This window comes from Brevibacillus sp. FW306-2-1A-C05A, assembly GCF_058781555.1.
On sequence record NZ_JBYSWV010000005.1, the window covers coordinates 117847 to 138089 of the forward strand.

Consider the following 20243-nt stretch of genomic DNA (forward strand, 5'->3'; position numbering starts at 1 on the left):
AAAGGAGAGGAAAATCATGATGGCCAGACGTTTCTCGATTCGCTACAAACTGGTGCTTACCATTCTCTTCCTGACCATGCTTCCGCTGATGGTAGTCGGGTATATCCAGTTTGAAAATGCTCGGAGTGCAGTCTATCGGTTGACTGTTTCCGACTTGCAATACATAACCAAAATGAAAGCGCGGGAACTGGCCCCTTACGTCCAGGCGACGACGCTCAATGACGGAAATAGACAGAAAATTGATGAAATCATTCGCGAGGTAGCCGACAGCTACTACAAGCCGAATGGCATGGTCGGCTACGCCTATATTGTCGATGAAACAGGGGTGCCGATCTTCCACCCTGACCCGAGCGTGCAAAATACTTCGCTTGCGGGCGAGGCGTTCATGCAGGAGATGCTGAGCAAGAAGAACGGCTGGCTGGAATACGAGTTCCAGGGAGCGACGAAGCTGGCCGTGTACGAGGCTTTGCCGAACGGATGGATTCTCGCCATCGGCAGCTATCAGGACGACTTGCTCGCGCCGATCGAGAGCAGCCGTCCGGTGATGTTTTTATTGAATCTAATCAGCGCAATCGTGGCGCTCGCTACCGGAATTTTTATCGTCAACAGGCTCGTTCGTCCGTTGAAGGAGCTGGTAGCGGCGATGAAGATAGCCGAGGCAGGCGATCTGACCAAGCGGGCGACTGTCCGCTCGCGGGACGAGCTTGGCGAGCTGTCTGCGATGTACAACGAGATGACGGAAGTGTTCTGCAACATGTTGAGCGAGGTGCAGCGCGTGTCCCAGCAGGTGGCGGCCGCCTCCGAGGAAATGACGGCCAGTGCCGCAGAAAGCGCTCGCGCCGCGGAGCAAATCTCGCTCGCCTCCACAGAGATCGCGTCTGGCTCTGAGGCGCAAAAACAGACGGTAGCCGATACGACGCGGTTTTTGACGCGGATCGGCGGCGACATCCAGCAAATCGCGACCGCCACAGAGCGGGTCAATACCGATGCGACACAGGCGTTCCGCTTGGCGCAGGATGGCGAGGGCAAGCTGAAAGGGCTTGTGCAAGAGATGGACGAGATTACGACCCACGCCCGCAATACCGAGCAGGTCATCCGCGAGCTGGGCATGCAATCGGAAAAAATCATCGGGATCATCACGATCATCCGGCAAATTTCCGATCAAACGAACCTGCTGGCATTGAATGCGGCGATTGAAGCGGCACGCGCAGGCGAACAAGGGAAAAGTTTCGCCGTAGTCGCGCAGGAGGTGCGAAAGCTCGCGGAGCAGTCAGGGCATGCTGCAGAAGAGATTGCCTCCCTGATTCATACGATTCACACCGATATTTTGGCGGCCGTCCAGGCGATGGGGACGACGACAGAAGCGGTTCAGAAAGGACGAGGCGGCGTAGCCGTCGCAGGCGAGAGCTTCCAGCAAATTTTGGTCGCCGTCCAGGACGTCAGCCAGCAAGTGTACCGCATGAACGAGGCCGCGCAGGCCATTCACCGCGATACGCTCCGGCTCGTCGAACACTCCGAAAAAATCGCTGAGCTGGCGGATACGGCCGCGAAGGATACGCAGGAGGTAGCGGCCGCTTCCGAACAGCAGACTGCGACGACCGAGGAAATGACGGCAGCGTCCGAAACATTGGCCCAGATGGCGGAGCAGTTGTCAGAGCAAGTAAAACGCTTTACAATTTAAAACGTATGACTACGAGAAAAATCCACTTTAACAGGAAAAGTGGATTTTTCTGTTCGTGCCACTTTGCTCGTCTTTGAGCAGGCAAGAGAGGAGAGGGTGAGATGGAGGAGCAGCAATCAATCTCCCTGTTTGCGGAAACTTTTATTCGCGGCTATATGACACAAGAAATTTTTTACAACGAAGAAACGTGGTACGGCGTGATTCGTCTAAAAATAGAAGAGACGACGGAAGCGATCAAGGAATCGGACGTCATCATTGTCGGCAACTTCCCTCGTCCTCACCCGGACGAGCTGTACACGTTCTACGGCGAGTGGAAGACCCATGCGCGCTTTGGACAGCAGTACGTAGCCAAGCGCTACGAGCGGGAAACGCCGAAGACGTTGGCAGGCGTGGAGCGCTATTTGGCCAGCGGGCTGTTTCAAGGCATCGGCAAAAAGATGGCGAAGCGCATCGTGGAGCACCTTGGGGTAGATGCGTTGACGATTATTGCAGATCATCCGGAGCGGCTTGCCGAAATCCAGGGCATTTCCGAATCGCGCGCCAAGCTCATTTACGAGTCCGTCCTGGAGCATCGCTCGCTGGAGAGCGCGATGGTCTTTCTGTACGACTTCGGGATTGGCGTGAACATGGCGCTCAGGATTTACCAGACGTACAAGCTGGAGACGATGACGGTGCTCAAGGAAGAGCCGTACCGGCTGATTGAGGATATTACCGGAATCGGGTTCAAGCGGGCAGACGATATCGCCCGCGCGACAGGCATAGCGGCCTCATCGGAAGAGCGCGTAAAAGCGGCGGCCTTGTTCGTGCTGCAGGAGGCGTCCTATTCCGAGGGCCACGTCTATTTGCCCGTGGATGAGCTGTGTGAAAAGACGCTCCGCCTGTTGACGGAGTGCGGCGGGCACGCTTTTTCCGGCGAAGACATTACGCGCGCTGTCGAGGCTTTGTTTGTCGCGAGCAAAGTTGCCTGGGAGGACGAGCGCGTCTATTTGCCTTCCCTGTTTTTTGCGGAGCTGGGCTTGGCGAAAAGGCTGCGGCACTTCGCCCGGCGCGATTCGTTCGGATCGTTTCCGGCCTCCGAATTTTACCGGGCCCTGGGAGCCGTGGAGGACGAGCTTGGAATCAGCTATGCCCAGACGCAGCGGGATGCGATTGAACAGGCGATTACATCCGGGCTGATGCTACTCACAGGTGGACCGGGTACGGGCAAAACGACGGTGATTCGCGGGATTTGCCGCGTCTTTTCGCAGTTGCACGGACTGTCGCTCGACCTGAAAAAATACAACGAAGAAAATCCGTTCCCGATCCTGCTCGTGGCCCCGACCGGACGCGCTGCCAAACGGATGACGGAGACGACGGGCTTGCCTGCAATGACCATCCATCGGCTTTTGGGCTACAAAGGCGAGAGCTTCGAGCACGACGCCGAGCATCCGATTCGCGGCAGGCTGTTGATCGTGGACGAGATGTCGATGGTCGACATTTGGCTGGCGAACCAGTTGTTTCGCGCCGTGCCGGACGACATGCAGATCATCATGGTCGGCGACCCCGACCAGTTGCCGTCCGTCGGCCCGGGTAACGTGCTGCTCGACATGATCCGCTCCGGCCTGCTGCCGCTGGTGCAGTTGACGGAGATTTACCGCCAGGCCGAAGAGTCTACCATCATCCGGCTGGCGCATGATGTGCGCAAAGGACACGTTCCGGCCGATTTGCTCGATACGACCCCGGATCGGCGATTTTTCACAAGTTCGCCACAAGATGTCCCCGAAGCGGTGAAACAAATTTGCCTGGGAGCCGTAAAAAAAGGATATACGGCAAAAGATGTACAGGTTTTGGCACCTATTTATAAAGGAAATGCCGGGGTAAACCGGCTGAATGAAGAACTGCAGGAGCTGTTTAACCCGAAAACGCCACAAAAGCGCGAGGTGACGTTTGGGGACACGACTTTTCGCACAGGCGACAAAGTCCTGCAGTTGGTGAATAATGCCGAGGAACAGGTGTTCAACGGTGATATGGGTGAAATTGTTGCGATTTTTTTCCCGAATGAAAACGCAGAAAACCAGGAGATGCTGGTTGCTGCCTTTGACAATCGGGAAGTGGTGTACAAGCGTTCGGATTACCATCAACTGACGCTTGCCTACTGCTGTTCCGTACACAAATCACAAGGGAGCGAATTTCCGATCGTCGTGATGCCGTTCGTCAAAAGCTACTACCGGATGCTCAGGCGCAAGCTCGTTTATACGGGCATTACGCGGAGCAAGTCTTTTCTCATCATGTGCGGGGAGCCGGATGCGTTTCGCGCAGCCGTGGAAACCGACGAGGAAGGTGTGCGGTACAGCTTTTTGCAGGAGCGGCTGAAGCAGGAGTAAAGCTGGAACCATTTGCGCCGAATGGACATGCGCCTTTCGCCCGATACTAAAAGAGCGGAAGGGGGATGTCCCACATGCGCAAGGCAATGGATGCAGTCGGCTTGCCAGTAGTTTGCCTCCAAACCGGAGAGACGCTTGGCACCGTTCGTGACATTCTTTGCGACTCCACTTGGCATGTACGAGGAGTCTTGCTGAGCGAGCAGGGTTGGTTCCATTCAGGCACCTATATTCCTACCGAACAGATTCACGCGGTAGGGGAGTCCTGCCTTACCGTAACGGGAAAAGACGCGATCACGCCCTTGCCTCATCTCGCCGGTTTTGAACCTGTCGGCATCGTGACGGGAAAAACAAAGCTAAAAGGAAAAGCGGTCATTACCGCTTCCGGAGAACTTCTCGGCAGGCTGGAAGATGTTTACTTTTCATCGAACTGGGAGAAACTTGTAGGGTACGAACTGTCTAACGGCTGGTTTGCAGATGTGACAGAAGGGCGCAAGCGCCTGTCTGCACCGGCTTCCGTCATCATCGGGGAGGAAAACCTGATCGTGCCGGACTTTGTTCGTAGCCAGGCGTGATAAGGGAGGAAAAGCGTGATGCGTGTCATTTGCCCGAACTGCAGTTCCAAAGATGTAGGGAAGATTGGAACCAATCAATACTACTGCTGGAATTGCTTTATAGAGATGAGCGTTTCCAACGAGCAGATTGCTTCTGTCTACCAGGTGGAGGAAGACGGGTCCTTGCATTCGCTCAACGATCTGTTTATTGAAGATCAAACCGTTTCCGCACAACTGAACATGTAGCTACTGCTCAATGCGGTAAAAACAACTGGAGGTGGCACGCTTGTTTACTCGAAGCCTTTTGCGCGTCCTTGCCACAAGCGGAATTGTGGCTGTCATCGGCTATTTGATGGCCCCACGCCGCCGCAGTCGGTTTTCGCTGAATTGGAACCAGTTGCCCTTCTCCATGCGCGATGTGACGCGGATGATGAAGACGGGACGCAAGCTGATGCGTGCGGTTACCCGGTAACGAGAAGTGGCGGCAACAGGAACGTTCAGAAGCACCCGAACATAGGATGAGTTCGGGTGCTTTTTTTGTGCATGAAAAAACTCCGTCGCATCGAGGCGACGGAGCTTTGGAATACAGCTTAGTTTTGTTCGGCCAGTCGTTTTTGCTGCTGGCTTTTCATGCGTCCGATCAACAGCACGCCGACGACGACAGCGACGATGAACACCCATTTGACCCACGGGTACGCGGTGAAGAACGGCACCAGGAATTTTTCGGTTGTCACCATGCTTGCGGCCGTATAGGCGAGAACGCCAGCCCCGATGTAGATCACGATCGGGAAACGCTCCATGACTTTCAAAATCAGCGTGCTTCCCCACACCATGATCGGCACGCTGATGACCAGCCCGATGATGACGAGCAGAAAATCACCATGCGCAGCACCGGCAACGGCGATGACGTTATCGAGACCCATGACCGTATCGGCCACGATGATGGTCCAGATCGCAGCGCCAAGGCTTCCGCTTGCCTTCATGTTTTCGTGGCCATCATCCGAGACGAGCAGCTTGAGGGCAATCCACATCAGGATCAAGCCACCGACAAGCAGCAGACCAGGGATTTTCAGCAGCCAGACAACGGCCAGCGTCGCCAAAGCCCGGATGATAATCGCACCGACCGTTCCCCAGACGATTGCCTTTTTTTGCTGTTCGGCAGGCAGATTTCGCGCGGCCATCCCGATGACAATCGCGTTGTCCCCGGCCAACACGAGGTCGATGACGATGATGGCAAGCAGGGCGGACCAAAATTCAGGTTGCATTAATAATTCCATTTTCTCTTCCTCCTCCTCATCCTGTTTGAAAATAAAGCGAGTCATCCACCGGCCGTTTTCTCGATACCTCCTAATAGTGTGTGTAAAGGGAGACAAAAGAAAACGACCTTTCCCTGGACAGGCAAAGGTCGTTTGAAAACAAAAATAGACCATTTACCTGTTAGGCAAAGGTCTTGCTTACAACATCCAAAAAGCATGTTGCCAACATAGCCGGGGATTTCTCCCGTAATGACGACTATGTTGCGAAAAAGCTACTCCCCTTTGGAGATATCCTCTTGTAACTCCATACTACTGCGGCGTATTCCGGGTGTCAATAGGTTACATGATTTTTGTGCGAAGAACACACCCTAATGGAAATGGAGAGGAGGTGTCCTTCGTGGATGAACTGCGCCGAAGCCGTCTGTTTGCTGCTGCGCTTTGGCTGATCGCGCTGCTCGTCATCGGCAACCTGCTGTGGATGCTTCGCCCGGTCCTTGCCCAGCTTTTTGCTCTTTTGGAGGAAGTGCTGATTCCCATCATCCTGGGCCTGGTCATTGCGTATTTGCTGCACCCGATTGTCGTGCTGCTGGAAAAAAGGAGAGTCCCACGGCTGATGGCCGTTCTGCTTATTTACGCATCGTTTGTGCTGGTCATCACGGTCGCTGTCATCAACGCCATCCCCGTTTTCACCAATCAGCTTGTGGAGCTGTCCGACGACTTGCCCCGGCTGATGGATTGGTACTACACGTGGATGAGCGAGTGGGAGGCGCACAAATACTTTTTGCCGGACAGCATCTCGCACGGGGTCGACCGGGTGATTATCCAGTCGCAGGAAGGGATGTCCCACTCTGTGACCAAGCTCGTCAACAACGCGCGCAATTCGCTTGGCAAGCTGTTCGCCTTCGCCATCGTTCCGTTTATCGCCTTCTATTTTTTAAAAGACATGAAGGCGCTGCATGAGACGGGCATGTCGATCGTGCCCAAGTCGTACCGCAAGCAGGTGCTGGTCGTCTTGCGGGACATCAACGAATCGCTCGGAAATTACATACACGGGCAGATGATCGTGGCCCTGGTCGTCGGCGTGCTGGCTTACCTCGGCTATTGGCTGATCGGCATGCCGTATCCGTTCGTGCTCGCCGCAGTCGTGTGCCTGACGAACATCATTCCTTACATCGGGCCATTGATCGGCGCTGCGCCTGCGATGGTCGTCGCCTTGACGATCTCGACGAAAATGCTGCTGTTCGTCATCGTCGTCAACCTCGTCATACAGGTGGTGGAAGGAAACATCCTGTCGCCCAACATCGTCGGACGCTCCTTGCAACTGCATCCGCTGACGATCATTGTGGCGCTGCTGGTCGGGGAGACGCTCGGGGGCATTATCGGCCTGATCGTGGCGGTGCCTGTGCTCGCTGTATGCAAGGTGGTCATCAGTCGAATCGCCGTCATGATGCATGAAAGTTGACATGGATCAGGAAAAAAATTTATAATACGAACAAATGAGTACAAGTGAGATCAATGAGGGAACGAGTACGTTGCAGACCTTCTACAGAGAGGGTGCTCCACGGTTGAGAGGGCGCTCAGAAGAAGTGCAACGGAAGGCTACTCCTAAGACCGGGCAAAAACCGGCGGGTTGGCACCGTTACATGCCCAAAAGCGACAGACTGTCCGCGCCTTTTGGCCTGCAATGGAGTCTGTAAGCAGGGTGGTACCGCGAGAAAAAACAGTTCTCGTCCCTGAGGGGATGGGAGCTTTTTTATTTATTTTTCTTAACAGAGGAGAATGCAGATGAAGAAGCTGACAGGCAATCAAATCCGCCAGATGTTCCTTGATTTTTTTGTAGAAAAAGGACATCGCATCGAGCCGAGTGCTCCGCTTGTTCCAATCGACGACCCGTCCCTCTTGTGGATCAACAGCGGCGTGGCGACGCTCAAAAAGTATTTTGACGGCCGCATCATTCCAGACAATCCGCGCATCACCAATTCGCAAAAATCAATCCGTACCAACGATATTGAAAACGTTGGCCGCACGGCTCGCCACCATACGTTCTTCGAAATGCTGGGCAACTTCTCTATCGGCGACTACTTCAAGGCAGAAGCGATTGAGTGGGCATGGGAGTTTTTGACCAGCCCGAAATGGATCGGCTTTGATCCGGAGCGGCTCTCCGTCACCATTCACCCGGAAGACGAAGAAGCGTTTGAGCTGTGGAACAAAAAAATCGGCATTCCGGAAGAGCGCATCATCCGTCTGGAAGGCAACTTCTGGGACATCGGGGAAGGTCCGAGCGGTCCGAATACGGAAATTTTCTACGACCGCGGAGAGGAGTTCGGCAACGATCCGAACGATCCGGAGCTGTATCCGGGCGGCGAAAACGAGCGTTACCTCGAAGTGTGGAACCTGGTGTTCTCCCAGTTCAACCACAACCCGGACGGCACCTACACGCCGCTGCCTAAGAAAAACATCGACACCGGCATGGGGCTGGAGCGGATGGCCTCCATTCTCCAGGGCGTGGACAACAACTTCGAAACAGACCTGTTGTTCCCGCTGATCGAGCAAACGAGCGCGATCTCCGGCGTGAAGTACAAGACAAGCCCAGAGCTGGACGTAGCGCTGAAAGTCATTGCGGACCACGCGCGCACGGTCGTGTTCGCGATCGGGGACGGAGCGCTTCCTTCCAACGAAGGCCGCGGCTACGTCATCCGCCGTCTGTTGCGCCGCGCTGTGCGCATGGGCAAAAAGCTCGGTGTGGAGAAGCCGTTTCTGTACAGCCTGACCGAAACAGTCGGCAAAATGATGGGCGAATTTTACCCGGAAGTTGTGCAAAAGCGCGAGTTCATTGAAAAAGTGATCCGTGCGGAGGAAGAGCGCTTCCACGAGACGCTGAACGACGGACTGGCGATCCTGTCCGAGATGGTGAAGGCGGCAAAAGAAAGCGGCCAATCGCAACTGTCCGGTCAAGATGTGTTCAAAATGTACGACACATACGGCTTCCCGGTCGATCTGACAGAGGACTTCGCGAACGAGCAAGGTCTGACAGTGGATCGCGACGGCTTCGAGCAAGCGATGGAGGAGCAGCGCGAACGTGCGCGTGCAGCCCGTCAGGACGTAGACAGCATGCAAATCCAGGGGGGGCCGTTGTCCGAATTGACGGTTACAAGCGAGTTTGTTGGTTATACTGAATTGGTAGCAACAGGAAAAGTAGAAGCGATTATTTTGGACAACCAGTTGGCTGACGAAGCAGAAGAAGGCCAAACGGTACAGGTCATTCTCGACCAGACGCCATTCTACGCGGAAAGCGGCGGTCAGATCAACGACGAAGGGTACTTGCTCTCCGATTCTGTCAAAGCGCGCGTAACCGACGTGCAAAAAGGGCCAAAGGGCCAAAACGTTCACTCTGTCATCATCGAAGCAGGCACACTGCGCAAAGGCGACACTGTTCGCGCGGAAGTAAACCGCGAAGCTCGCCTGGCGATTACGAAAAACCATACAGCGACACACTTGCTGCACCAGGCGCTCAAAGACGTATTGGGCACGCACGTCAATCAGGCAGGTTCCCTCGTGGCACCGGAGCGCTTGCGCTTTGACTTCACGCACATCAGCGCGATCACGCCGGAAGAGCTGGAGCGCATCGAGGCGATCGTCAACGAAAAAGTGTGGGAAAACCTGGCTGTCGAAATTTCCAACAAGCCGCTGGCGGAAGCCAAAGCAATGGGCGCCATGGCGCTGTTTGGCGAAAAATACGGCGACATCGTGCGCGTGGTCAAAGTCGGCGACTACAGCCTGGAGCTTTGCGGCGGATGCCATGTCAATAACACGGCCGAAATCGGACTGTTCAAGCTGGTCAGCGAAAGCGGCATCGGCGCGGGTACGCGACGGATCGAAGCTGTGACCGGACGCGGGGCTTACCAGTTCTTGAACCAGCAGTTCACGACGCTCAAAGAAGTGGCTCACGCACTGAAAGCACCTGTGCTGGCAGAAGCGCCTGCGCGCGTGGAGAGCTTGCAGCAGCAACTGAAAGAGGTTCAGCGTGAAAACGAATCGTTGCGTGCCAAACTGGGCAACATCGAAGCGGCATCCCTGACCGATCAACTGAAGCAAGTAGACGGCATGAACGTGCTCGCTACCCGCGTATCGGCTTCTGACATGGACAACCTGCGCGGCATGGTGGACGAGCTGAAAAACAAGCTCGGCTCCGCAGTGATCGTGCTCGGCTCCGTCGATGGCGAGAAGGTCAATCTCGTGGCTGGCGTCACCAAAGACCTGATGGATCAAGGCATCCACGCCGGAAAAATCATCAAGGAAGTGGCAACCCGTTGCGGCGGCGGCGGCGGCGGTCGTCCTGACATGGCGCAGGCGGGCGGAAAAGATCCTTCCAAGCTGCAAGAGGCATTGGATGCGGTCGCGGAGCTGGTCAAAAGCCAGGCCGTAGCGAAATAGCCGATTCCCGCCAAGAAATTTGCAAAATCGACAAGGAGTAGGTTGCATCCGAGTCGAATACAGTAAGGAAGCGAAAAGTCCATACAACCTTTAAGTCTTGAAGGAAATCGAGGTGTTGATTGTGAGTTCGTTGGATAATACCATGAAATTCACGGTGCCCAAGGAAGCGAATACGGCGGATGTGCAGGCAACATTGACAGAGGTGTACAAAGCCCTGCAGGAAAAAGGATACAACCCGATCACCCAGATCGTCGGTTACTTGCTTTCTGGCGACCCGGCGTTTATCCCTCGCCACAACAACGCGCGCAGCCTGATTGGCAAACTGGAACGGGACAAAATCATAGAAGAGTTGGTGACCGTTTACTTGTCCGAGCGCAAGTAGACCTTGAACATGACGAGATTGATGGGATTGGATGTAGGCGACAAGACGATTGGCATCGCGGTCAGCGATGAGCTGGGGTGGACCGCCCAAGGGGTGGAAACGATCAAGCGGCAATCAAAGGAAAAAGATTTGGCCCGCATCCAGGAATTGGTAGCGCACTATCAAGTAGGTGCTTTCGTAGTAGGATTGCCGAAAAACATGAATGGCACAATCGGCCCGCGCGCCGAGATGTGCCAGGCATTCGGCAAGCTTTTGGAGGAACGGACATCTCTTCCTGTCCACATGTGGGACGAGCGATTGACGACGATGGCAGCGGAGCGCATGCTGATCTCTGCGGATGTCAGCCGTCAAAAGCGCAAGACAGTAATAGACAAAATGGCGGCCACATTGATCCTGCAAGGATTTTTGGACGCGAAATCGAGGTGACCCAAAGTGAGTGAAGAGATGATGGAAGAATTCGAAGTAGGCGACGTGATTGCCCTGACAGAAGAGGGAACGGAGGAGCCGCGCGATTTTCGGATCATGTACATTTTTGATATCGAGGACCGCAGCTACCTGGTGCTCGTTCCGGTCGATCAGGAGGAAGAAGAAGAGTACGAGGTTCACTTCCTGCGCTACGACGGTACGGACATGCTCCAGCCAATCGAAGACGATGAAGAGTGGGAGCAAGTAGAAGCGACCTTCGAAACGTTGATTGCTGATTTGGAGAAAGACGGGATTTAATATTTGGAGAGGGGGCGCATGCCCTCTCTTTTTCCTATCAAAATAACTGTTTTGTAGACGAAAACAAACAGATAGGAGAAAGCGAAATGGAAATCACGGGCGCATCCGGCTCCGAACTGATTTGGGAAAAGTACAAGGAAGCCGAAAAACGGTTGAAAGAGCTTGAAAATTCAATCGAATGGTTCAAAGTTTGCTTCGATACCGCGTACGAAGGCATTACGATCGTGGACGAGCGCGGCTACATACGAATGATGAACGATGCGTACTGCCGCTTTATCAGTGTGCGCAAAGAAGATGTCGTCGGGCGTTATGTGGAGGAAGTGATCGAAAATACGCGTTTGCCGGTCGTGCTGCAAACAGGGATACCGGAGCGAAACCAGGCGCATCGGCTGCTCGGCCAGGACATGGTCGTACACCGCATCCCGATCTGGAAGGACAACAAGGTCATCGGCGCAGTCGGCATGCTGATTTTTGAAGGCGTGTCGGAGCTGTACAAAATTTTTGAGCGCATGCAAATCTTGCACGAGAAAATCGGCGACAACCGGATCGTGTTCGAATCGCCGAAGCCGAAAAGCAACAAAGTCACCTTTGACCAGATCATCGGAGAAAGCGAGTCGATTGCCGAGGCGAAAAAAATCGCCCGCCGCGCCGCACAAACGTCCGCTACGATTTTGTTGACCGGAGAGAGCGGTGTGGGCAAGGAGCTGTTTGCCAAAGCGATTCATTATTTAAGCCCGTTTCAAAACGGACCGCTCGTGAGTGTCAATTGCGCCTCTATACCGGAAAATTTGCTCGAATCGGAGCTGTTCGGCTATGAAGAAGGCGCATTTACCGGCTCGCGAAAAGACGGAAAGCCAGGCAAATTCGAGCTGGCGAACAAAGGGACGCTGTTTCTCGACGAGATCGGGGACATGCCGCTGCACATGCAGGCGAAAATTTTGCGCGTGCTGCAAGAGCGGGAAGTAGAGCGGGTCGGGGGAACGAAGAGCATACCTGTCGATTTTCGCCTGGTGGCGGCTACCCATCGCTCCCTGGAGGAAATGGTGCGGGAGGGGACGTTCCGCAAAGACTTGTACTACCGCCTGAACGTCATTCCGATTCACATTCCGCCGCTGGCACAAAGAAGGACAGATATCCCGCTGTTGATCGCCGCCCAACTGCAAGCGATCAGCCAGAAAAACAACATGCCGGCAAAAGACATCGACAAGGAAGCGATGTCTTTGCTGATGAACTACGACTGGCCGGGCAACATCCGCGAGCTGGTCAATACGGTCGAGCGGCTCGTCACCTTGTCCGAGGACGATCGCATCCGGACGAGTGATTTGCCGGAAGTTTTTTTCGGCAAAGGGGCTTGGCGTGGCGAGCAGGAGCCAAGCGCGTCATGGAAGCAGCCTGTCTCGGTCAAGCGCGGCCAGCAGGATGAAAAAAAGCGCATCCTCGAAGTACTGCAGGAAATGAACGGCAACAAGTCCAAGACAGCGAAAAAGCTCGGCATATCCCGGGCGACGCTGTACAACAAGCTGAACAAGTATCAACTGGGTTAAGCGGTAAGCAGGCGGTCGCTGAAAAAAGTGTCTAGACAATCGTTGTGTAATGTCTGGACACTTTTTGTATTTTCTGAACAGTCAGACTCAAAAAAGAAGCGGCGCGGCAACATCATCGTCTGCTGGCATGCAATGTGCTAGATAACGATAGTCAAAAGGCAGCGCTTGCGCTCCGGGGGAAGCGGGGACTTTCGGCGGCTTCAGGCTTGGGAATGCCAGCTTCGTCAAGGAAACTTTTCGCAACCGCTGCCAGCGCGAACAAATGACAGAGGGGGAAGCATATGGCGGATACACCTGTAATCGGCATCATCGGTCTTGGCAATATGGGAATGCCCATGGCGACCAATTTGGTACAAGCGGGCTATGAAGTGTACGGCTTCGACGTCAATGCGAAGGCGGAGCTGGAATTTGCAGCCGTCGGCGGAAAGACGGGCTTGACGGTCGAGGAGGTCGTGCAAAAAACAGACGTCATTCTCACCAGCCTGCCTTCGCCGGACATTGTTGAAAGCGTTTTTACAGGCCTGGACGGCATCCTGGAACATGCGCGGGCCGGACAGACTGTAGTCGATACGAGCACAGTAACGCCCCAGTTGAACGAGCGGCTGGCACGGGCGAGCCAGGCAAAGGGAATCGGGTATTTGGCCGCCCCTGTCAGCGGCGGGGTTGTCGGGGCGAAAAACAGGACGTTGACGATTATGGTCGGCGGCCCGAAGGAGCTGTACGACAGCGTCTATCCGGTTTTTATGGCGCTCGGCCAAAATATTTTTCACGTCGGGGAACGAGTGGACAGCGGCACGGCGGTCAAACTCATCAACAATTTGCTGATCGGCTTTTACACGTCTGCGGTCAGCGAAGGGGTGGCGCTGGCAAAGCAGATGGGCCTCGACCTCGACCTGCTGTTTGACATTTTGAATGTCAGCTACGGGCAGAGTCGCATCTACGAGCGCAATTACAAAAGCTTCATTGCCCCCAACGATTTCGCGCCCCATTTCTCGTTGAATTTGCTGCTGAAAGACTTGCGGATCGCCCAGGAGATGGCGCAGCAGTCCGGCCTGTCCTTGCCGATCACGGCCGAGCTGCTCGCGATTTACGAGCAGTCGCAGGAAGCCGGCTTTGGCGAGCAGGATATGGCTGCCCTGTACGCCTACATCTGCCAGTCGCAAAGCGCGGTTCAATCGTAACCATTTACGGAGAGGAGAGTTTTTCATGACGACAACAGCGGTCAAACGCATCCGCAACTTTATTAACGGCGAGTGGATTCCGTCCAGCTCCGATCGCTTCGAAGCGGTTATCAATCCGGCCACGGGGCAAGTGATTGCCGAAGTCCCCCTGTCTTCCCGCGAAGACCTGGAGGCGGCGGTGAAGGCGGCGGAGGAAGCGTACACCTGGTGGCGAAAAACGCCTGTGCCCAACCGCACGCGCATTTTGTACCGCTACCATCAGTTGCTGGTGGAGCACGCCGAAGAGTTGGCGGTCATCATTACGAAAGAAAACGGCAAAAACATCAAAGACTCGCGCGGAGAGGTGCAGCGCGGCATTGAGGCGCTGGAAGTGGCTACCGCGACTCCTACGCTGATGATGGGGCAGGCGCTGCCGGAAATTGCCACGGGCATCGAAGGGGTCACGTACCGTTACCCGCTTGGGGTAGTGGCTGGCATTACGCCGTTCAACTTCCCGATGATGATTCCGCTGTGGATGTTCCCGCTCGCTCTCGCATGCGGCAACACCTTTGTGCTGAAGCCGTCCGAGCGCACGCCGCTTTTGGCTGAAAAGCTGGTAGAGCTGATGATGGAAGCAGGTCTGCCAAAAGGGGTGCTGAACATGGTGCACGGCGCCCACGACGTCGTCAACGGCATTTTGGAGCATCCCGCCATCAAAGCGATTTCTTTCGTCGGCTCCCAGCCAGTGGCGGAGTACGTCTACAAAACCGGAGCAGCCAATGGCAAGCGGGTCCAGGCTCTCGCCGGGGCGAAAAATCACGCGGTAGTCATGTCCGACTGCCACCTGGAGAAAACCGTGCAAGGAATCATCAACGGGGCTTTTGGCAGTGCCGGAGAGCGATGCATGGCAACTTCTGTCGTGTGTGTCATGGAGGATATTGCCGATGCGTTTATCGCCCGTCTCGTAGAGGAGGCGAAGCAGCTTTTGGCAGGCGATACGCTGGACGAATCGGCTTTTATCGCTCCGCTCATTCGCGATTCGCACCGCAAGCGGGCGCTCAGCTATATCGAGAGCGGCGAAGAGCAAGAAGCAAGCCTGCTGCTTGATGGCAGAAGCGTGATGCAGGAGCTGCCGGACGGCTACTACCTCGGGGCGACCATTTTTGAAGGGGTCACGCCGGAGATGAAGATTTGGCAGGACGAAATCTTTGCCCCGGTCTTGAGCATCGTCCGGGTGAAAAGCCTGGATGAAGCGATCGAGCTGGCGAACAAATCGAATTTTGCCAATGGAGCCGTACTCTACACCACCTCTGGCGAAAACGTGCGCCATTTCCGCGAAAATATTGATGCCGGCATGATTGGCGTGAATGTCAACGTGCCTGCGCCGATGGCGTTTTTCACCTTTGCTGGCAACAAAGCGTCGTTTTACGGGGATTTGGGCACGAACGGAACAGATGGCGTCCAGTTTTTCACCCGCAAAAAAACGGTGACCGCCCGCTGGTTCTGATTTGTCTAAAGAAACGGATCAGGGGGCGAGCGCAGCGTTTGCCCCCATTCAAGGAGGGAGCCGTCATGGCGTTTCATGAACTGTTGATGCCGCAGCGCATCGTCTACGGGCAAGGAAGCTTTGCCGAGGTCGGCCAGGAAGCGCGGCGACTGGGGCAAAAAGCATTGTTGATTAGCGATCCGGTGATGGAAAAGGTGGGCAATGTAGCTGCCTGCGAAGAGCACTTGCAGGCGCAGGGCCTCGTTTGCGTCACCTATGCGAAAGTGGATTCAGAGCCGACGGACATTCATCTCGCGGAAGCGCTGGCCCTCTGCCGGGACGAACGGTGCGACGTGATTGTGGCCGTAGGGGGCGGGAGCTGCCTCGATACGGCAAAAGCAGTCGCTTTGCTGATGACCAATGAAGGGCAGATCGCGGAGTACGTCGCCAAAGCCAAAACGGTTGTCAATAAGCCGCTGCCGCTGATTGCCGTGCCGACGACCGCAGGCACAGGCTCGGAAGTGACGAAAATGACCGTCATTACCGATACGGCCCGCCAGGTGAAAATGATGCTCGCAGACCCCGCGCTGCTGCCGCACGCGGCGATTGTCGATCCGCTGTTGAGCGTGTCCTGCCCGCCGAATGTTACGGCAGCGACAGGAATTGATGCCCTCTGCCATGCGATTGAAGCCTACCTCTCCCGGCGCGCCCAGCCAGCTACCGACATATGGGCAAGGACGGCGATTGAGCTGATCGCCACCCATTTGCGGCGCGCGTACGAAGACGGAGCGGACTTCGAGGCCCGGGACAAGATGGCGTTTGCCTCGATGCTGGCTGGCGCCGCCTTTTCCAATGCGTCTGTCGCGCTCGTGCACGGCATGTCCCGGCCGATCGGAGCCGTTTTCCACGTCCCGCACGGCATCTCAAACGCGATGCTCTTGCCTGCCGTGCTGGCCTATACAAAAGAGGCGGCAGTGGGCAGGCTCGCCGAAATCGGAAGGCTGATGCAGCCGGAAATCAAAGCGCTTTCTGACGAGCAGGCGGCAGAAGCGACAATCGAAGAGATCAAGAGCTTGTGCCTCGATTTGCACATTCCGAGCTTGCGCCATTGGGGAATTGACCAGCAGGCCTTCCAGAAGGCCGCGCCCAAGATGGCTGTGGACGCTTTGGCGAGCGGAAGTCCGGGTAATAATCCGAAAATTCCTACAGTTGAGGAGATTGTCCGGCTGTATCACATTGCCTATGACTACGATTTTCGCGGCAAGCTACAAAATGCGTGAGGAGATGAGGGCATGCTGCTCAGCTTTTTCGGCTTGATAATTGGATTAGGTCTGCTCATCTTTTTGACGATGCGCGGCATCAACATCATCGTCGCGGCCATCGTGTGCGCTGCCGTGGTGGCGGCAAGCGGCGGGCTGGGACTGGAAGAAGCGATGTCGACCCATTACATGGACGGGTTCACGGGCTTTTTTAAATCGTGGTTTTTGACGTTTCTGCTCGGCGCTGTTTTCGGAAAAGTGATGGAGGACACGCAGGCAGCGAAAGCGATCGCCGACTGGGTACGGCGAAAGCTCGGAGCGGGTCGGGCCGTTTTCGCTGTCGTGGCGGCGTGCGCGATCATGACGTATGGGGGCGTCAGCGTATTTATCGTCGCCTTTTCTGTCTATCCGATTGCGGTAGCCTTGTTCAAGGAAGCCGACCTTCCGCATCGGTTCATTCCCGCCGCGCTCGTCTTCGGCTCGATTACGTTCACGATGACGTCCCCCGGCTCGCCGGAAATTCAAAACTTGATTCCGACCCAGTTTTTCGGGACGACGCCTGGGGCGGGCGGCTGGATCGGCGTCGCGATGGCGCTGTTGCTGATGGTGTCTGGCGGGCTTTACTTGAGCCGCGCCGTTGCGAAAGCGGTGAAAAGCGGCGAAGGCTTCGGATATACGTACGACCCGAAAGCAGCCGGCTCGGCAAACGAGGAAGTCGCGGCGACCGCCGCAGAAGCAGCCGAGACGAAGCTGCCGCCTATTTTGCTGGCAATAGCTCCGCTCGTCCTCGTTGTCGCAGCGCTCAACCTATTGTCCTCTTACATTTCCACTACTTCCGCCGTTTTGATCGCGCTTTTGATCGGGATATTCGCCGGGCTTGTGCTGATGAACAAATACGCGAGACATTACTGGGCGATGTTTGCCAAAGGGACAGAAAACGCCCTGATCGCCACGGCCAATACGTGCGCGGTCGTCGGCTTCGGAGCTGTGGCGGCGAAGGTCCCTGCTTTTAGCGCGATTGTGGATACGCTCGTGGGGCTGGAGGGCCTGGAATACGTGAGTCTGGGCCTGTCTGTCACGCTGATTGCCGCGATCACAGGCTCTGCCTCCGGTGGCTTGGGCATCGCCCTGCCGATTTTGGCGCCGATCTACATGAGCCAAGGTCTGGACCCGGGAGCCATGCATCGCATCTCTGCGCTCGCTTCCGGCGCTCTCGACTCGCTGCCGCATAACGGATACATCGTGACGACTGTGCGCGCGGTCTGCCATGAAACCCATCAGCGGGCCTATCGACCGATTTTTGTGTTGAGTGTCGTCATCCCGTTTGCCGTCCTTTGCCTGGCTATCGTTTTGTACATGATGTTTACTTGAGAGAAAAGTTCAAAAGTGTGCTGCAAGCGCTGCTACCGGGCAGCGCTTTTTTTGAGTGGAGAGTTTTCGCTACCATTCCTGATCTTTTGTCTTTTTTCGCCAAAAAACCGTATGCAGTGACAGCGAATGACAGCTCTTGTATAATAGACAGGATGGAGAGAAGAGACCCTAAAGGGAGGATTTCTAGCTTGAAACCAATGTCAGCGAAGCCTGATTTCAGATCAGACAGACCTGCTGCGTACCGGCGCAGGAGAGGCGGCCGGATTGTCATGTGGCTGGTAGCCTTGTTTCTCATCGCCATCGTGGCTGCCGGGGGAGCAGCGTGGTATGTGTACGAAGGACTGCAACCCGTAGACGGACCGCAAACGGCCAAAAACGTGACGATTCCCACTGGTTCTTCCGTGCGGGAAATCGGCAGATTGCTGGAAGAGCAAGGGCTGATCCGCAATGCCGATCTGTTCCAGTACTACGTGAAGTACAAAGGCGTGGCCCCGCAACTGAAGGCAGGCGAGTACCAGTTTACAACAGGACAAGCCATTGACGATATGCTCACGGCGATGGCAGAGGGAAAAACGGTAGTGAACGCAGCGCGTTTTACCATCCCGGAAGGCTGGAACATTGAGCAGATTGCCGAACATCTGGACAAGGAAGGCATTGTCGAGAAAGCAGCTTTTCTGAAAGAAGTGAACGAAGGAGAATTTCCGGAGTACGAATTTGTGGCGCAGATTCCGAAAAACAAGGATCGCAAGCACCGTCTCGAAGGGTATTTGTTCCCGGAGACGTACGAGGTGGACAAGGACGCCACTGCGCATGAAGTCGTCTCGCGGATGCTGGCCCAATTCGAGAAAGTATGGCAGCCGCAGTGGACAGAGCAGCTCAAACAGCGCGGACTGACGCTCGATGAGGCGGTCAGCCTCGCTTCCATCGTGGAACGGGAAGTGACGGTAGACAAGGAGCGGCCGCTCGTCGCCGGCGTGTACTACAACCGCATCCGCGATAAATGGCCGCTGCAGGCCGACGCCACCGTGCAGTTTATTTTGGGCAAGCAACGCGATCGGCTGACGTATGAAGATTTGAAGGTGAAAAGCCCGTACAACACGTACCTGAACCCGGGCTTGCCGCCGGGACCGATTGCCAATCCGGGCAGAGCCTCACTGGAAGCGGTTGTCAATCCCGCACAGCACGACTACTTTTTCTACGTCACGAAAAAAGACGGAACCTCGGAGCATTACTTCTCCAAAACACTTTCTGAGCACAACGCAAATGATGCAAAAAGCAGGGGAAACTAACCAGGTTTCCTCTGTTCTTTTTGGCGAGGTATGCTATAATAATGCGGTTGTAACGAAAGAGGAGTGAAATCATGATAACCAATCCCGCAATCGACGACTACGTGTCGGGCCTGGTTCCGGCGCGATCGCCGCTTCTGGCGCGACTGGAACAGGAAGCTGCCGAAGAAAATATTCCGATCGTTCAGCTTGCTTCCGCTCAGGTGATGAGAATGCTGCTTTTGCTGCATCGCCCCCAATCGATTTTGGAGGTAGGTACAGCGATCGGCTATTCGACCATTTGGCTTGCCGAAGCAGCACCACAGGCGCGGATTGTCACGATGGACATAGATGAAGAACGCCTGGCGCGGGCACGGGCCAATGTAGCGGAAGCGGGCTGCGCGGACCGGGTTGAAATCCTGTCGCGCGACGCGACGCTTGGACTGCCTGATTCCTATCAGTTTGACTGCCTGTTTATCGACGCGGCCAAAGGACAGTATCGGGCGTTTCTCGATTTGTACTTGCCCCTGCTCCGGGAGGGGGGACTTGTCATCAGCGACAACGTCCTGTTCCGCGGATTGGTGGCGACGCCAGACGAGGCAGGCAAAAGACAACGGCCGATGGTGGACAAGCTGCTCGCCTTCAACGCGCATTTGGCAGAGCGGCAGGATTTGGAGACGACGTTCATACCAGTAGGGGACGGACTGGCTGTCAGCTTGAAGAAACGCATGCAGCCGTAGGGTGATTTCGTTAGAAGCAGCATGAGGA

Annotated in this window: 18 protein-coding genes; 17 read left to right on the forward strand and 1 reads right to left on the reverse strand. The window is 55.4% G+C overall.

What is annotated here, in order from left to right:
- Nucleotides 1-16 precede the first annotated feature (16 nt).
- From AC3WJN_RS06530 to AC3WJN_RS06550, 5 genes are all read left to right on the forward strand, one after another.
- Nucleotides 17-1681, forward strand: coding sequence for a methyl-accepting chemotaxis protein (locus AC3WJN_RS06530; protein ID WP_007782320.1), 1665 nt, complete (start codon nucleotides 17-19; stop codon nucleotides 1679-1681).
- A 101-nt stretch (nucleotides 1682-1782) separates the two neighbouring features.
- Nucleotides 1783-4044 (forward strand): SF1B family DNA helicase RecD2, encoded by a 2262-nt coding sequence (gene recD2, locus AC3WJN_RS06535; RefSeq protein WP_007782317.1) that lies wholly within the window; start codon nucleotides 1783-1785, stop codon nucleotides 4042-4044.
- 74 nt (nucleotides 4045-4118) lie between these two features.
- Nucleotides 4119-4616 carry a PRC-barrel domain-containing protein gene (locus AC3WJN_RS06540; protein WP_007782313.1) on the forward strand — a complete coding sequence of 166 codons (498 nt, stop codon included), beginning with the start codon at nucleotides 4119-4121 and terminating at the stop codon, nucleotides 4614-4616.
- 18 nt (nucleotides 4617-4634) lie between these two features.
- Nucleotides 4635-4841 carry a YrzR-like zinc ribbon domain gene (locus AC3WJN_RS06545; RefSeq protein WP_005832479.1) on the forward strand — a complete coding sequence of 69 codons (207 nt, stop codon included), beginning with the start codon at nucleotides 4635-4637 and terminating at the stop codon, nucleotides 4839-4841.
- 31 nt (nucleotides 4842-4872) lie between these two features.
- Entirely contained in the window at nucleotides 4873-5067 is a 195-nt protein-coding gene (locus tag AC3WJN_RS06550) for a hypothetical protein (RefSeq protein ID WP_235694726.1), read from the forward strand.
- Nucleotides 5068-5185: 118 nt separating this feature from the next.
- On the opposite strand, the gene AC3WJN_RS06555 is transcribed toward AC3WJN_RS06550, so the two are convergent.
- Nucleotides 5186-5872: a TerC family protein gene (locus AC3WJN_RS06555; protein ID WP_007782307.1), complete on the reverse strand. Its 687-nt coding sequence runs from the start codon at nucleotides 5870-5872 to the stop codon at nucleotides 5186-5188.
- 376 nt (nucleotides 5873-6248) lie between these two features.
- On the opposite strand from AC3WJN_RS06555, the gene AC3WJN_RS06560 reads away from it, so the two are divergent.
- The 12 genes from AC3WJN_RS06560 (at nucleotide 6249) to AC3WJN_RS06615 (ending at nucleotide 20215) form a co-directional block, all read left to right on the forward strand.
- Complete coding sequence (locus AC3WJN_RS06560) at nucleotides 6249-7313, forward strand: AI-2E family transporter (RefSeq protein WP_007782304.1); 1065 nt, start codon at nucleotides 6249-6251, stop codon at nucleotides 7311-7313.
- Nucleotides 7314-7636: 323 nt separating this feature from the next.
- The gene (alaS, locus tag AC3WJN_RS06565) at nucleotides 7637-10285 is read left to right on the forward strand and encodes an alanine--tRNA ligase (protein ID WP_005832487.1); all 2649 of its coding nucleotides are present in this window, start codon (nucleotides 7637-7639) and stop codon (nucleotides 10283-10285) included.
- A gap of 121 nt (nucleotides 10286-10406) precedes the next feature.
- On the forward strand, nucleotides 10407-10667 hold the full coding sequence (locus AC3WJN_RS06570; RefSeq protein WP_005832489.1) for an IreB family regulatory phosphoprotein: 261 nt from the start codon (nucleotides 10407-10409) through the stop codon (nucleotides 10665-10667).
- A 9-nt stretch (nucleotides 10668-10676) separates the two neighbouring features.
- Nucleotides 10677-11093 carry a Holliday junction resolvase RuvX gene (gene ruvX / locus AC3WJN_RS06575; RefSeq protein ID WP_007782299.1) on the forward strand — a complete coding sequence of 139 codons (417 nt, stop codon included), beginning with the start codon at nucleotides 10677-10679 and terminating at the stop codon, nucleotides 11091-11093.
- 6 nt (nucleotides 11094-11099) lie between these two features.
- Nucleotides 11100-11390, forward strand: coding sequence for a DUF1292 domain-containing protein (locus tag AC3WJN_RS06580; protein WP_005832492.1), 291 nt, complete (start codon nucleotides 11100-11102; stop codon nucleotides 11388-11390).
- Nucleotides 11391-11476: 86 nt separating this feature from the next.
- Nucleotides 11477-12934 carry a sigma-54 interaction domain-containing protein gene (locus AC3WJN_RS06585; RefSeq protein ID WP_007782297.1) on the forward strand — a complete coding sequence of 486 codons (1458 nt, stop codon included), beginning with the start codon at nucleotides 11477-11479 and terminating at the stop codon, nucleotides 12932-12934.
- Between the two features lie 281 nt (nucleotides 12935-13215).
- Nucleotides 13216-14115, forward strand: coding sequence for an NAD(P)-dependent oxidoreductase (locus tag AC3WJN_RS06590; RefSeq protein ID WP_007782293.1), 900 nt, complete (start codon nucleotides 13216-13218; stop codon nucleotides 14113-14115).
- A gap of 25 nt (nucleotides 14116-14140) precedes the next feature.
- The gene (locus AC3WJN_RS06595) at nucleotides 14141-15601 is read left to right on the forward strand and encodes a CoA-acylating methylmalonate-semialdehyde dehydrogenase (protein WP_005832498.1); all 1461 of its coding nucleotides are present in this window, start codon (nucleotides 14141-14143) and stop codon (nucleotides 15599-15601) included.
- A 65-nt stretch (nucleotides 15602-15666) separates the two neighbouring features.
- Complete coding sequence (locus AC3WJN_RS06600) at nucleotides 15667-16860, forward strand: iron-containing alcohol dehydrogenase (RefSeq protein ID WP_007782289.1); 1194 nt, start codon at nucleotides 15667-15669, stop codon at nucleotides 16858-16860.
- Nucleotides 16861-16872: 12 nt separating this feature from the next.
- The gene (locus AC3WJN_RS06605) at nucleotides 16873-18210 is read left to right on the forward strand and encodes a GntP family permease (protein WP_005832501.1); all 1338 of its coding nucleotides are present in this window, start codon (nucleotides 16873-16875) and stop codon (nucleotides 18208-18210) included.
- Between the two features lie 188 nt (nucleotides 18211-18398).
- The gene (gene mltG / locus AC3WJN_RS06610; protein WP_025847111.1) at nucleotides 18399-19499 is read left to right on the forward strand and encodes an endolytic transglycosylase MltG; all 1101 of its coding nucleotides are present in this window, start codon (nucleotides 18399-18401) and stop codon (nucleotides 19497-19499) included.
- Nucleotides 19500-19570: 71 nt separating this feature from the next.
- Nucleotides 19571-20215 carry an O-methyltransferase gene (locus AC3WJN_RS06615; protein WP_221843234.1) on the forward strand — a complete coding sequence of 215 codons (645 nt, stop codon included), beginning with the start codon at nucleotides 19571-19573 and terminating at the stop codon, nucleotides 20213-20215.
- The last annotated feature ends 28 nt before the right edge of the window (nucleotides 20216-20243 follow it).